Origin of the sequence: Francisella-like endosymbiont (genome assembly GCF_003069505.1) — a bacterium.
Classification (GTDB): Bacteria; Pseudomonadota; Gammaproteobacteria; order Francisellales; family Francisellaceae; genus Francisella.
In genome coordinates this window covers 474,218-488,769 of record NZ_QAPC01000001.1, presented here as the reverse complement: position 1 = coordinate 488,769, position 14,552 = coordinate 474,218, and the positions used below count along the sequence as shown (strand labels likewise).

Genomic DNA, 14,552 nt, shown 5'->3' with positions numbered 1-14,552 from the left:
GCTCTTTATGTAAAATCTTATTAGCAAAAACCATAATCTTTAAAATCATGAAAAAATTCATATTCGCATTTACAGCTACTATGGTGGTTATGGTTTCAAATGCATATGGCTGATATTATTGTAGGAATAACTGGCAATTATGTACCATTTTCTATCATAAAAGGTATAGATAATATCCACCTAGATATTATGTTTATAGATACTCTAGAGATAGCCTATCAACACTCTAAGAACCCTAAAATCTGCAAAATAGCTGTAAAAGTTAATGATAATCAATACTACAAAGCTTTTACGTTAAAATACACCAAAAGGCAAGAAAATTGCTCAAGAGTTTGACAACTGGCTAAACAGTAATCCAGCTATCCTTAAAAAAATATACAAAGTCCTAAATAAAACTTTGTAATTATCATTTAATTAAAAAATATCTTTAATAATCTATTCATTATTAAATAAACTCTAAATGCTTAAAGCGTATCGTATAGCCTTGATTTTTAGTGGCTTGATTGTACTTACAGCACTAATCTAGGTTGATTTTATAAGTGCATCCTTAAGCCCACATCAAAACTGATTTTGAAACATCTCAAGCATTACTTTAAAATAGCGTATATCTATTATGCTCATCATAGGTATCTTTCAACTACCTTATCGATACCTAAGTGATAGATATCGGCGTAAGAAACTTGTATTAATTTCATTATCAATAACAATTTTATATGTTTTGATATCAGCTTTTGCTCAAGGAATCATTTTCTTATTATATCGGTAAAATTGTAACTGCGATTGGTAGTGCTCTCTGTAATAAGTAGATCAATAAGTGCTAATATTTCACATAATCCTAAGAGATTGAAAAATCATTTTCTTTATATGCCTTGGCTAGTCAGCTATCACCAAGTATTGTGCTAATATTAGGTGCATTTATACAATCAGTTAGCTCATGGAGATTTTCTTTAATAACTTTAATGCTAATAAATATGAGGGTTTTCTTATTAATCTTGTTAAGAATACCTGAAACCTCAAGAACTCTCAAATAATAAAATAAACTATAAAACTACTTTAGATAAGTATTTGTATTATTTCAAAAATCACTAGTAATTTATTTTTCAACAGATACAGTAATCCCTCTCCAACTCAATGAAGTATTTTGTAGCAGTACTAAAAGATCAAACTTTTACTCTAACGCTTATGCTAAGTCAATAGGATCAATATCAAAGTACATTTTTACTGAACTTGATATATTCATAGCAAATTTATTACTAAGCCAATTAACTATAGAATTAATTTCCTTACGCGTCTTTGCTGTTAGCAATAAGCTATATCTATAGACATTATTACGTTTAAGTTGTAATGCCGGCAAAGGCTTAGAGACTTGAATATTTACACCGTTAGATATGTTTGAATATATATCATTTAGCAACGCTAGAATTTGCGCTTGTTTTTTTGATTCTGCAATTATTTGAGCTTGATATGCATAAGGTGGATAACCAGCATATTCCCTTTGCTGCAAAAGATAATTTAAAAACTCCAAATAATCGCTATTTACTAACAACTGAAGTAGCTTATTTTCTGGTTGATAAGTTTGTAATATTATTGTTCCTGGTTTATCTGCCCTACCTGCTCTACCAGCAACCTGTATAATCATCTGTGCTGTTCTCTCAATAGCATTAAAATCACTATTATATAAACCAATATCAATATTTATTAAGCCAACTAAGGTAATATTCTCAAAATGATGCCCTTTTGCAATCATTTGTGTACCAACAATAACATCAACTTGATTTTCATTTATCATCTGGTTAATAGCATGTAAATCAGCTATAGTTTTGATATTTGCACGATCAAAACGTATAACTCTATTGTAAGGAAATTTTGCTTCTATTCGAGCTTGAATTTTTTCAGTCCCACAACCATAAGGAAATAACTCTTGTGCTCCACAGCTAGGGCATACTGTAACCAAAGACTTACGCGAACCACAAAAATGACACTCTAAATACTGATATGGCTGCGTATGTAGAGTATAAGGTTTATCACATTTTTTGCATTCAACAACCTCACCACAACTTTTACATACTAATGCTTTAGCAAAACCTAGTTTATTGATAAAAACCAGTGATTGCTGATGTGATTGAATATTTTTTTGTAAAAGACTAAAGATCTGACTGCTAATGCCATTATCAACGATAGTTGATTTTAAATCTAAAAGTTCAATTTGATTTTTATGGGAGTTTAATGCTCTTCGTGTTAGTTTAAGTAGTCGATATTTACCAGTAACACAATTATAGTAGCTTTGTAGCGATGGTGTTGCACTTCCTAATATTACCGGTATATCAAGCTGTCTAGCTCTAAATATCGCGACATCTCGAGCATTATAGCGGATAGTAGTAGTTTGCTGCTTAAATGAGCTATCATGTTCTTCATCAACTATAATTATTCCAAGATTATTAAAATCAGCTAGAACACCACTACGTGTCGCAATTACAATATCAGCTTTGCTTTGCTTTATCTTTAGCCAATTAGTTAACCTTGCTTTGTCACTTAATTTAGAATGTAGCACAACAACATTTTTATCTACAAATCTATTTTCAAATCTCTTGATTGTTTGTGGAGTAAGATTTATCTCCGGAACCAAAATCAACGCCTGCTGCGATTTAGATAAAAACTCAGCTATTGTTTGTAAATATATTTCGGTTTTACCACTTCCAGTAATACCATATAACAACGATACATTAAAATTTGTATTAGCTAATATTTGTTCTAGAGTATATTGTTGTTCTTGGTTAAGAGTCCTAGCTTTATCAGCATTCAGGGTATTTACACTTTGCTTTAGCTTATAAGTTTTATTAAGAATATTGTTATCAAATAACTTATTAATAACATAGCTTGAGGCTAACTGTTTTAGATCTTCTATTTTAATTAACTCTTGTGCAGCAACAGCATTTATTAAATCTTGCTGCTTTGCTGTTAATTTATGTTGTTGTAGCCTTACTTGATTGATATATACATATGTATCTTGTTGTGGCTTAAGCTGTTGTAGCTTGAGAAAGTCATTTGGTAACGCTAAGCGTATTGCACTGTATATATCACAGCAGTAATATTGCGCTAGCCATAATATTAATTTTTGTATTGCTAAACTAATCGGTTTATCAAGAGTTCTTATAATAGTTTTAACCTTTTCAGGTTCATAATCAATCTTAACATCTTTTGCTATGATAAAACCAATCAGCTGACGCTTGCCTACTTGAACCAAGACCCGCTCAAATAGCTCTACATTTTGGCCATCAACACTATAGTCAAGCATATAACTAGGTGGCATTGGTAAAGCTACCTTAACAATCATTTGTTAGCTTCCACTATCTTAGTATTGATATACCAATAGTAAAAACCATAAATAGAGGTAATAAAAAATATGAAATTTTGTAGAACTTGACCATATAACTGTTGTTGGCACATCACAACAACAAAATATAAATCAGAAATAATCCAAACTATCCGGTTCTCAATAAATTTCTCTATAGCCATAATAATTGCAGTAAAAGTAATCCTAGTGAGAATACCGGTAGAAATAATATCTGCGGAGGCTGTAATATAGTTAAAACCAATACTAAATATACACAAAACAATCACATAGACTAAATAACGAAGGTAATCAGCAAACTTCATCCACTTGACAGTTTTATGCTCGCCATCAACACCTTGGGTATGCCATTTATACCAACCATAACTGAAAAATATTACATATACTATCTGTAGTAATACTAGTAAGTATGTACCTTTCATAGCAAATAAGAATAATAGTAATACAGCACCCATAATACCTAACAACCACGACCAGACTTTTAATCTGGCCAAATAGATTGTATATAAGACATTTATTATTAATGCCGAAAAATCAAGAATTTCAAATAACATCAGTCAACCTTAAAGATTTTAAAACCACTCGTATAATTTTATATCAAGTGTTTGTATAGCTGAGATTTTATAACATTAATTTTTCTAATAGAACTAGTTTTAAAATTAATTGTAGGATTAAGAGCCAAGTAAACTTTATGTAAGCTTATATCAAAAACATTACAGTTTAAGTAGCAAATATCTTGAGCTGTAATCCTAATATATACTGGCTGTTTCTAAAACATATAGAATTTTTTTAATCTTATCATAATCTGCTATTGAAGTTTTTTGATGTAAATCATTAATACTCATACCATTTTTGAACTTTTTTTGCGCAAGATACAACTCTTTAAGCATATTAACACTTATACTAAGATCATCTTTTTTTACTTCTTTTTTTAAAATCTAAAGTTACCTTCATATACTGCATTGCATGGATCATCACCTCACCCAAAAGTGTGATTTGCCAAGTAACAAAAACCTAAAGAATTAAATATCGGCATTAATGATAATGATCGATAGATCACCAAATATGTAGGTACATAAACATATATAAGGAAATTTTTGAATTGATTGTTATATAGGTTAATATCTTGTAGACAACAAAAAAACCTGCTATTAAGAAAATAAGCAATAATCCATCCAAAATGATATTGCTCCATACCAATGTCTTTGACAACCATGCCATATAATACAAAATAAGTACTCGAAATAAATACAAACCCCATCAATAGTGGTACCATTATTATTAATGCCCAGTATACTAACAGACTTTGAAGCATTGGATGCTGCCTATTTACCTAAAAGATTTTATATAAGGTTATTTCTAATCTTTTTATCATCAAAAAGATCACCACAAGTAAGACTATAACTGATGTAATAGGTAAGGAAGTCATTTTATAAGAAATCTTAGTAATATACTGCTGAACAGTTGTTGCTGTTTCTGGAAGCATATTTTCAAAAAGAAAATTTTGCAGATTCTCAGAAAGAGAACTAAAAGCATTAAAAGCATCCAAAATAATTTATTATAATGAAAAAGCTGGTACGATAGCAACCAAACTCTTAAGAGTTATTGAGGCAGCTACTGTTGGACAGTCTTTATGTAGATATTTTTTAAAAACCCAGATCCAATAGTTTTTTAATATTAGCAAATATTTTTTGTACAATCTGATATCAAACATAGATAATGACAATGAACAACATACTAATACTATACTACAGCCAAGGTGGAAGTATAAAGAAAATGGCACATACTATAGCCCTTGGAGTTGAGGCCACAGGAGCAACAGCAACTATCCGCACTGTACCAAATATTTCTGCAAAAACCGAACAGCTTGAACCTTTAATTCCAGATGATGGTGACCTCTATGCAACAAAAGAAGATTTAGCTAATTGTGATGGGCTAATAGTAGGAAGTCCTGCGTATTTTGGTAATATGGCATCACCACTTAAGTACTTTCTAGAAATACACAGTGATCTATGGTTTAAGGGTAGTCTAATTGGCAAACCAGTAAGTTTTTTCACCGCTGCATCAGGAATGCATGCAGGTCATGAGAGCACTTTATTATCAATGATGATCCCTTTTATTCATCATGGTTGCTTGATAGTTGGTGTACCGTATAGTGAACAAGCCTTAAAACATACTCGTACAGGTGGTACTCCATATGGAGCCTCGCATTTAAACACATTCTTACCCAATAAGACCATGTCTGATGATGAGATAAAGATATGCAAAACATTAGGCAAACGAGTTGCTGAAATCGCTAATAAATTATCTTGCTAGGAGAACATAAATGAAAAAATTTGCTTTGATTTGTCTTTTATCATTATGCTTTTTGTTGACAAACTGCTCTAGTTCTACGCCAAACTATTCAGCTAATTCTATAGGTCAAGTATCTCAAGTTGAGCATGGCCAAATTATCGATATCCAACAAGTCAATATTAAAGGCTCTGATAATATTGGTGCAAGAGTTGGTGGCTTAGTTGGTGGTCTTGGTGGAGCTTTAGCAGGAAGTGGCAATGTCTTTACAAGTATCGTAGCTTCAATAGGTGGTGCGATAGTAGGAGGAATTGCTGGTGGGGTGACGGAAGATACTATAACATCATCAAAAGGCTATCAGTTTACAATAAAACTTGATAGCGGAAGAACCATAGCAATACTCCAAGAAGATAAGCATGATCTTAATATTGGTGATCAAGTGACTATATATATGTCTGGAAATAATACTCGAATAGTGCCTGCAAGAGCTCAAGCATAAAAATTAAAAATAAGCAAAATTTGCTTTCATAATAATTATCGTTTAGTATTAATAAATGCACTGTTCTCGAAAAGCTAATAATACTCCTAATGCTTAGCTGTTAAAAAAGAGGAATTTAGTTCAATGTATAAGACAAGGATTACTACTTTAGGATTTAGTATTTGGATTTATTTGCGCTTTCTTTTACGCCCTTGAGTACTTTGTGAGGTCTTCAACAGGCGCCTTACTCGATGATTTTATAAAAGAACCTTATAACCTTAGTATTGCCTCAACAGCACTGTTTAGCTCATCTTTTTATTGGAGCTATATAGTTTCACAAATACCAGCTGGTATAATAGTTGATAAATTTGGTGTCAAAAAGGTAATGATAGTTAGCAGTGTTATATTTTCTGTAGCTATGCTTATTGCAACTATAGCTCAGTCTGAACCTATGCTTCTAGTATATAGAATTCTGGCAGGATTTGGTGGTGGTTTTGCTATTTTATGTGCGATCAAATCAATAGCTATTTGGTTACCAAATAGATTATTTCCAGCATTTACAGGTCTCACTCAGTTTGTATTATATATTGGTGCGACACTTTCTGCTGCTCCTTTAGTTTTTTTGTCTAAATATCTTAGTATCTCCCAAATTATGGCTTTGATTTTTATGATCTCTTTTATGCTATTATTATTTAGTATTTTTGTTATCAAAACTCACCCTAATTATAAAAAAGAAAATAAACATAACAACAAACAAAGCCAAACATTAAAAGATATTTTAGCGGTATTAAAAAACAAACAAATTTGGTTTAATGGTTTATTCTGTTTTACGATATATGGTACTACTGTGCTATTTGCAGATTTATGGGGTATAAGGTATCTAACTTTATATGGTTTTACCCAAAGTCAAGCAGGATTTTGTACTTCACTAATCTTTATCGGTGTATGTATTTTTAGTCCAATTTGGGGAGTTATGGCATCTGCAGTAAATAGCGAGAAAAGATTTCTTTTAATTTCATCTATATTCGGTTTTTTCATCGTAACTTACTTATTATTTTTTAATCAAAACATTATTATTGCATATATCCTCTGCGTTTTATTTGGTGGCGTTCAGGCTGTACATATACTTAACTATTCTGCTCTAAGAAACACAATATCAGTAACACAAATAGCTACTGGATTAGCAGTTGTAAATATGTTTTTACCATTAAGTGGTGGAGTATTACAGCCGATTACTGGAGCAATGATCATCTATCTCAAAGAAACTCATCAAACACTCTATGCTTTCCAAACAACATTGGTAATCATTCCTATTTTGATGCTTTTCTCTTTTGTAATCGCTATATTTATCAAAGATTCTAATAGCTAAAATATATACTACTTTACTCTGGCTTTTTTTTACTCTATCATTTGTTGTACAAAAATTTTAATACGATATAAATCATGAAAAAATATATACTAGTAGCCTTAGCAGCTGTTGTGATTGTAGCTTTGGTAGTTATAAATCTTTTAGCTGAAAGTAATAAGCCACAAACAACAAAAGATAGCCATGACATCTCAGTTGTCGCTGCTGAAAATCAGTATGGTAGTATCGCTAAGCTTATTGGTGGTAGTAATGTTAAAGTTACTAACATAATCAATAATGCCGATGGTGATCCACATACTTTTGTCTCTTCTGTAAAAAATGCTAAACTTTTAGCTGAAGCAGATGTAATTATCTATAACGGTGCTGATTATGACTCATGGATTACACCAATACTCAAAAGTAATAAAGATGCTGAAATCATTAAGGTACAAGACCTAATAAACTATCCGCAAACTTCAAAATTTGGCATTAATCCACACCTTTGGTATGATCCTAATACATTCCCAGCTTTAGCAGCTAAACTGAAAGATATTTTTTCTAAGCAAGATTCCGTCGATAGTAGCTTATTTGAAAAAAACCTTGAAAACTTTAACCATAAGTATCAAAAGGTTTACGATCTAGTCAAACAAATAAAGCAGTCAAGCTCTGAAACGCCTGTAACCGCTACGGAACCATTATTTGGTTATATGGCTAATGCCTTAGGATTAAATATGAAAGGTCTTGCATTCCAGTGGGTGATAATGAATGATTCTGAGCCTAGTCCTAAAATGATGATTGATTATCAAAAACTATTTAATGATAAGCAAGTCAAAGTGCTTTTCTATAACAAGCAAGTCACAGATAATGTTACAAATAATATCTTAGAACTTGCTAAGAAAAATAATATACCAATAGTCGGTATCACCGAAACTATGCCTACAAATGATGATGCTATTGGCTGGATGATCGAAACATTACAGGCAACTGCTTCAGCATTGGATAAAGTACAAAAATAAAATGATTAAATGCTCCAACCTTGTGATTGGCTATAATACGCCAATTACATCTGCGCTAAACCTAGAGATTCCAACAAATGCATGGGTTGGTATCGTTGGCAAGAATGGTGTTGGTAAATCAACATTTTTCAAGACATTATTAGGTAAAATACCAACTATCTCTGGTTCAATAACTGTTAATAATAACAAAATAAATGTCGATACTATTAGTTATATTCCGCAAGAGCGAGAAATAAACTTTGAAGAAAAAACTTCAGGCTACACGCTTGTTAAATATAGTTATAAACCGAAGGCATGGCGGCTACCATTATTTAGTAAAAGATTTAAAGAAAAGCTAGAATATCTTATCACATTAACACAAACCGAAGACTACATTCATAAACCATTCAAAAACCTCTCAGGTGGGCAAAAAAAACGCGTCTATTTAGTGCAAGCTTTGATTAATAAGCCAAAAATTCTTCTTTTAGATGAACCATTATCAGATCTTGATCCAGATGCAAAGCAAAGATTCTTAGCTTGCTTGAAAGAAATCCATAAAAAAGAAAATATCACTTTATTAATAATATCACATGATATGAAAGAGATTAATACTCAACTAGATGCCTTTATCCATTTTAAGGATGGCCAATGCCATTATTGTAATGAGCTACCTTGTTTACAGGATGATATTTGTGTTTAATTATACTTTTATGCTCTACGCATTCATAGCTGGAACAATAATAGCGATTATCTGTGGCATTATTAGCTTCTTTGTCATAATTAGAAGATTATCATTTGCCTCACATGCTTTAGCGCATATTAGTCTAACAGGAGCATCTGGTGCCGTACTACTTAATCTATCAACAATGACTGGACAACTTGCGATAAATCTTGTCGCTGGGTTACTTATGGGGGCTTTTGGTGATAAGATTAAGAAAAATGATATTGCTATCGGTATTGTCCTAACTTTTTTCTTGGGTTTAGGGACTTACTTTCTATTCTTATACCAAAGTGGTTATTCTGGTTCTGTAATGTCTATCCTTGTTGGAGATATACTCACAGTTAGTCTTGAGCAAATATATATTCTTTTAGGTTTAGCAATATTTACAATAACATTACTGATAATAATTGCTAGACCATTATTCATATCATCGATAGATCCGGTATTTGCCGAGTCAAAAAAAGTATCAAACAAACTTTTATCTATTTTACTTTTTATATGTATTGCAATAACTGTATCTATGGCTTGCCAAGTTGTCGGTATATTATTAGTATTTTCACTTTTAATCGGACCTGCTGCTATTGCAACTCAATGGGTCGATGGTTTCTATAAGCCTATTGCTCTAAGCACTTTGATTTCAGTTTTGACAGTGTGGTCAGGTATAGTAGCTGCGTATTACATTGATGTGCCAATTAGCTTTTTTATTACAACTATTATCTGTATCTTATACCTAATAAGTGTACTAAAAAACAAGTTTTAATAATTTTCACTAATCTATAATTATTTGACTATACCAAAGCTAACTTTATATTTTATAATTACGCTAATTCTAAACAGCTTAAGCTAATCTAGAAAACTAAAATGATAATTAAAAAAGAAGTTGAGTATCGTGGTGATGGTGTCTTACTAAGAGGCTGTGCATATCCAGATAGAGGCGCGCATTTACCAGCTGTGCTAATAGCATCAACATGACATGGGCAGGTAGAGATGATTTTGCCTGTGATAAGGGCAATAGCTATGGCTAGAAAAGGCTATCTTGGCTTTACTATAGATATCTATGGTGATGCAAAAGTAGGTAAATCTAAACAAGAAAATGCTACCATGATGAATAATCTTCTTAGGTGAAAAATATGCTTTAATGACAAGACTTAGAATAACATACAATACGGTAAAAAGAATACCGAAAGTTGATAAGGCAAATATCGCTGCAATAGATTTTTGCTTTGGTGGCAAATGTGTGTTAGGGTATGTCTAGGTCGAATTTTGAGTTTAAAGCGGCGATTAGCTTTCATGGTTTACTAGAATCTAATATAGTCAAAAACAAAATATCGATACCAAAATACTCGTTCTACATGGTTACAATGATACAATGGCACCACCAAAGCAAGTCAATAAATTTCAGCAAAAAATGGATAAGCGTAAAGCAGATTGGCAGCTACATACTTTTGGTAATATTTATCATGCTTTCACAAATCCTAATACTAATGATCCTGAGTTTGGTACGGTATTTAATAAACTCTCAAATAAAAGAGCTTGCAAATTATCTGAAGATTTTTTTAGAGAAGCTTTTGTGAGTAGTTATTACTAAGTAGTTTACAAACAAAATTTATTTTATAAGACCAATATACGGTAGTTCACGATATTTCTCATCGAAGTCTAAGCCGTAGCCAACAATAAATTTGTTTTCTATTTCAAAGCAGACATAATCAAGCTTAACATCTCTTTCAAGTTTTGCTGGCTTAAACAATAAAGTCGCGAACTTTAGTGTTTTAGGATTATACTTACCGATACCCTGCATTAACCTATTATAGGTATGTCCTGTATCTACTATATCTTCGATTATTATGATATTTTTATCTTTGATATACCCTTCTTTTAATGGAGTCTCTGTCAAAGTCACAATACCAGAACTAGTAGTCCCAGAACCATATGAAGATGCTGTAATAAACTGCGTCCTTAGATCAATACGTAGCTTTCTCACAAGATCGGCAAAGAACATAAAAGACCCTTTTAAAACGCACACAAGTGTAACTTCTTGGCCTGAGTAGTCTTGATTAATCTGTTCTGCTAATTTAGTAACAGCTTGTTCAAGTTGTTGGCTTGTTATATAAACTTCGGTATTTTCTGCGGAATAAGTCATAAATTAACCCTTTTTGAAATAATCCTCAAAGAATAAAATTTGTTCTCTAGATGGTCCATATGCTAATGAAGATATTGGAATACCTATATGATTCTCTATAGTCTTTAGATATGTCTTAAGGGCTGCTGGCATATTATCTTTTGTTACACTTTCATCAATAGAAAATGGCTCCATATCAACAAGAATTGACTCAACCTTGTAAAGATCTATACCAGGATAAGCACAATATATTTCTCTACCTTCATACTTATAACCAATACAAACTTTTAGTGTCTCCATATCAGATAAAACATCAACTTTTGTTAAGGCTATTGATGTTAAGTTTGAGCATTTTGCTGAGTATTTTAAAAGAGGTAAGTCTAACCAGCCACATCTACGGATTCTACCTGTTGTTACACCTGTCTCACCACCCTTGTGCTGAATAAATTTACCAACATCATCAAAAAGCTCCGTTGGGAAAGGTCCTTCACCAACTCTTGTCGTATAAGCTTTTGTAATCCCAATCACATGACCTAAACTATTCCCAGCAGTTGTCGCCCCAGAATATACACCCGCCACTGAAGTATTAGAAGATGTCACAAATGGATAAGTACCATAATCAACATCTAAAAGCACACCTTGTGCGCCTTCATAAACAACATTTTTACCTTCTGTAATTGCTTTATCTATTATTGAAAAAGTATCTGCCGCATACTTTTTAAGCTTTTGGCCTAAAGCAAAAAGCTTATCAAGTTCTTGTTCTAATGTTGGATATTCGACTTTATATAAATCTCTAAATAAAGTTTCTTTCTCTGCTAGAGAAATTGCTAATCTTGATCTTAATATATCTTTATCAAATAGATGCTTAAATTTAATACCTTTACGCGATACCTTGTCCTCGTATGCTGGACCAATACCTTTACCAGTTGTACCTATTTTTTCAGTAGTACTACTTTCCCTAACAGCATCTAAATGCTTATGATAAGAAGTAATAATTGTACAAGATTCAGAAACAAACAAATTCTCTGCTGAGATTGCTATACCTGTTGCTTGTAAACGTGTAATTTCCTCATCTAAGGCAACAGGGTCTAAAACCACACCGTGACCAATTACACATTTTGTATGCTGATGTAAAACCCCTGAAGGTATCAGATGAAGAAATGTCTTCTTACCATTTACAACCAATGTATGACCAGCATTATTGCCGCCTTGATAGCGTACAACCAAATCTGCTTTCTCAGCTAAAGTATCTGCTATTTTACCTTTACCTTCATCACCCCACTGAGCGCCTACGATTACGATATTTGACATATTAAATTGAATACTATGAGATTAAAATTTTGATAATAAATATACTAATATATTAGTAGCTAATTTACTAGTAAAATATCGATTAACAAAAGCGTTTTAACTAAGAATTTATGGTTAAAATTGCTATAATGATAAATAATTAAAAATCTAACTTTTAAATACATCAATAACAAGGAATAAGCATGTCAAAAATAAAAAGGGTACTAATATCTGTATTTGATAAAACAGGTATCATAAAGCTTGCTAAAGAGTTAAGTAAATATAATATTGAAATACTTTCAACAGGTGGAAATTCAAAAACCCTTAAAGATGCTGGAATAAATGTAACAGATGTTTCAGAGCATACAAAATTTCCCGAAATAATGAATGGCCGTGTCAAAACTCTACATCCTCTTATTCATGGTGGTATTTTAGCTGATAGAGATAATCCCGAGCATATTGATGCAATGCTAAAAAATCACATTGGGCAAATAGATATGGTAGTAGTTAATCTATACCCTTTTGTAAATACAGTTAAATCTGACGCTGACTTTGATACTTGTACTGAAAATATTGATATTGGTGGACCTTCTATGGTGCGTTCATGTGCAAAAAACCACAAACATACTACTATTGTTACCAACCCTAATCAATATGCCCTAGTTATCAAAGAAATAGCTGAGAATGATGGTCAAACAACATTACAAACTCGTCGTGAGTTTGCCAAAGAAGCTTTTGCTCATACAGCTGAGTATGATAGCCATATTGCAAACTGGTTTAGTAAAGAGTTAGCTGAAGAATACCCACAAAAGCTTTTTTCAGTAGGTACTCTTAAGCAAGTCCTAAGATATGGCGAAAACCCTCATCAAAAAGCTGCCGTATACTCTACAGACAGAGATAGTATTAGTATTACTAATGCCAAACAGCTACAAGGCAAAGAGTTATCATATAACAACCTTAATGATGCTGATGGTGCTTTTGAAATGGTTTGTGAATATTCTGAACCTTCATGTGCAATCATCAAACACGCTAATCCTTGTGGTATTGCTTCTGGTAAAAATGCTTATCAAGCTTGGCAAAAAGCTCTTGCTTGTGATCCAATTTCAGCATTTGGCAGTATTGTTGCATTTAACTGTGAAGTTGATAAAGAATTTGCTGAGTCTCTTGGTAAGATGTTTTTAGAAGTAATAATCGCACCATCTTATACTCAAGAAGCTTTAGATATTTTGGCATCCAAGAAAAATTTACGCGTACTAGTAACAGGCAAAGTTTTTGATACTAAATCATCGCGTATGATAAGTAAAAACATCCACAGTGGTATTCTGTCACAATCTTATGATAATGGTAGTGTTGAAATAAATGACTGTAAAGTTGTCACAGATAGAGCTCCTAGTAATAAAGAATGGGTTGATTTAATGTTTGCATGGAAAGCTATTAAATATGTCAAATCAAATGCAATTGTCTATGCTAGAGATACTAAAACAGTAGGAATTGGTGCTGGACAGATGAGTCGAGTTGATTCTGCGCGTATTGGTGCTGAAAAAGCACAAGCTTTCCAAGGCGCTAAAGGCTCAGTAGTTGCTTCGGATGCTTTCTTTCCTTTTGCTGATGGTTTAGAAGAATGTATCAAAGCTGGAGCAACAGCGGTAATCCAACCAGGTGGTTCAAAAAATGACCAAGAAGTTATCGATGCTGCTAACAAAGCAGGTATTACCATGGTCTTTACTGGTATGAGACATTTTAGGCATTAATAAGTCAAACTCTTCTTTTGCTAATGCTGAGTTATAGATAATCCAGTACAAAATAACACAAATAAATTTAACCAGTTTAGCACGATAGTCTTATAGTTGATTAGCTGTATCATATTTATTTTTTAATAATACATTAATCCGAAAACAATATATAATCATCCCCATGACTTGATCGTAAAATCGATTTTTTGAAGCTCATTAGTAATTCT

General features: G+C 32.3%; 10 protein-coding genes and 4 pseudogenes. 9 read left to right on the top strand and 5 right to left on the bottom strand.

Going from position 1 to position 14,552, the window contains the following annotated elements; genetic code table 11:
- Nucleotides 1-144 precede the first annotated feature (144 nt).
- Nucleotides 145-403 (top strand): annotated as a pseudogene (locus C9379_RS02745) (transporter substrate-binding domain-containing protein); the annotation flags it as partial.
- A 777-nt stretch (nt 404-1,180) separates the two neighbouring features.
- Here the strand turns inward: C9379_RS02745 and priA are convergent.
- The 3 genes and pseudogenes from priA to C9379_RS02730 form a co-directional block, all read right to left on the bottom strand.
- Nucleotides 1,181-3,334: a replication restart helicase PriA gene (priA, locus tag C9379_RS02740; RefSeq protein WP_143384828.1), complete on the bottom strand. Its 2,154-nt coding sequence runs from the start codon at nt 3,332-3,334 to the stop codon at nt 1,181-1,183.
- On the bottom strand, nt 3,331-3,906 hold the full coding sequence (gene pnuC / locus C9379_RS02735; RefSeq protein WP_143384827.1) for a nicotinamide riboside transporter PnuC: 576 nt from the start codon (nt 3,904-3,906) through the stop codon (nt 3,331-3,333). The genes priA and pnuC overlap by 4 nt, the downstream gene beginning before the upstream one ends.
- An 18-nt stretch (nt 3,907-3,924) precedes the next feature.
- Nucleotides 3,925-5,066 (bottom strand): annotated as a pseudogene (locus tag C9379_RS02730) (YhjD/YihY/BrkB family envelope integrity protein).
- Nucleotides 5,067-5,071: 5 nt separating this feature from the next.
- Here C9379_RS02730 and wrbA point away from each other — a divergent pair.
- From wrbA to C9379_RS02695, 7 genes and pseudogenes are all read left to right on the top strand, one after another.
- On the top strand, nt 5,072-5,668 hold the full coding sequence (gene wrbA / locus C9379_RS02725) for an NAD(P)H:quinone oxidoreductase (RefSeq protein ID WP_143384826.1): 597 nt from the start codon (nt 5,072-5,074) through the stop codon (nt 5,666-5,668).
- Between the two features lie 10 nt (nt 5,669-5,678).
- Nucleotides 5,679-6,143: an outer membrane lipoprotein gene (locus C9379_RS02720; protein WP_143384825.1), complete on the top strand. Its 465-nt coding sequence runs from the start codon at nt 5,679-5,681 to the stop codon at nt 6,141-6,143.
- 123 nt (nt 6,144-6,266) lie between these two features.
- A pseudogene (locus tag C9379_RS02715) lies at nt 6,267-7,491 on the top strand (MFS transporter).
- A gap of 74 nt (nt 7,492-7,565) precedes the next feature.
- The gene (locus C9379_RS02710; RefSeq protein ID WP_143384824.1) at nt 7,566-8,483 is read left to right on the top strand and encodes a metal ABC transporter solute-binding protein, Zn/Mn family; all 918 of its coding nucleotides are present in this window, start codon (nt 7,566-7,568) and stop codon (nt 8,481-8,483) included.
- Nucleotide 8,484: 1 nt separating this feature from the next.
- Entirely contained in the window at nt 8,485-9,162 is a 678-nt protein-coding gene (locus C9379_RS02705) for a metal ABC transporter ATP-binding protein (RefSeq protein ID WP_143384823.1), read from the top strand.
- Nucleotides 9,104-9,943: a metal ABC transporter permease gene (locus tag C9379_RS02700; protein ID WP_343377510.1), complete on the top strand. Its 840-nt coding sequence runs from the start codon at nt 9,104-9,106 to the stop codon at nt 9,941-9,943. The genes C9379_RS02705 and C9379_RS02700 overlap by 59 nt, the downstream gene beginning before the upstream one ends.
- Before the next feature lie 101 nt (nt 9,944-10,044).
- Nucleotides 10,045-10,771, top strand: a pseudogene (locus C9379_RS02695) (dienelactone hydrolase family protein).
- Between the two features lie 18 nt (nt 10,772-10,789).
- Here the strand turns inward: C9379_RS02695 and hpt are convergent.
- A complete protein-coding gene (hpt, locus tag C9379_RS02690; protein WP_143384821.1) occupies nt 10,790-11,323 on the bottom strand; it encodes a hypoxanthine phosphoribosyltransferase in 534 nt (177 codons plus the stop codon).
- A gap of 3 nt (nt 11,324-11,326) precedes the next feature.
- Nucleotides 11,327-12,613: an adenylosuccinate synthase gene (locus C9379_RS02685; protein WP_143384820.1), complete on the bottom strand. Its 1,287-nt coding sequence runs from the start codon at nt 12,611-12,613 to the stop codon at nt 11,327-11,329.
- 182 nt (nt 12,614-12,795) lie between these two features.
- Here C9379_RS02685 and purH point away from each other — a divergent pair, with 182 nt between their 5' ends.
- Nucleotides 12,796-14,343 (top strand): bifunctional phosphoribosylaminoimidazolecarboxamide formyltransferase/IMP cyclohydrolase, encoded by a 1,548-nt coding sequence (gene purH / locus C9379_RS02680; protein WP_143384819.1) that lies wholly within the window; start codon nt 12,796-12,798, stop codon nt 14,341-14,343.
- The last annotated feature ends 209 nt before the right edge of the window (nt 14,344-14,552 follow it).

Coding starts and splice junctions, on each gene's coding strand:
- C9379_RS02720 (WP_143384825.1), top strand. CDS start 5,679: ATGAAAAAATTTGCTTTGATTTGTCTTTTATCATTATGCTTTTTGTTG.
- priA (WP_143384828.1), bottom strand. CDS start 3,334: ATGATTGTTAAGGTAGCTTTACCAATGCCACCTAGTTATATGCTTGAC.
- wrbA (WP_143384826.1), top strand. CDS start 5,072: ATGACAATGAACAACATACTAATACTATACTACAGCCAAGGTGGAAGT.
- C9379_RS02685 (WP_143384820.1), bottom strand. CDS start 12,613: ATGTCAAATATCGTAATCGTAGGCGCTCAGTGGGGTGATGAAGGTAAA.
- C9379_RS02705 (WP_143384823.1), top strand. CDS start 8,485: ATGATTAAATGCTCCAACCTTGTGATTGGCTATAATACGCCAATTACA.
- purH (WP_143384819.1), top strand. CDS start 12,796: ATGTCAAAAATAAAAAGGGTACTAATATCTGTATTTGATAAAACAGGT.
- hpt (WP_143384821.1), bottom strand. CDS start 11,323: ATGACTTATTCCGCAGAAAATACCGAAGTTTATATAACAAGCCAACAA.
- C9379_RS02710 (WP_143384824.1), top strand. CDS start 7,566: ATGAAAAAATATATACTAGTAGCCTTAGCAGCTGTTGTGATTGTAGCT.
- C9379_RS02700 (WP_343377510.1), top strand. CDS start 9,104: ATGGCCAATGCCATTATTGTAATGAGCTACCTTGTTTACAGGATGATA.
- pnuC (WP_143384827.1), bottom strand. CDS start 3,906: ATGTTATTTGAAATTCTTGATTTTTCGGCATTAATAATAAATGTCTTA.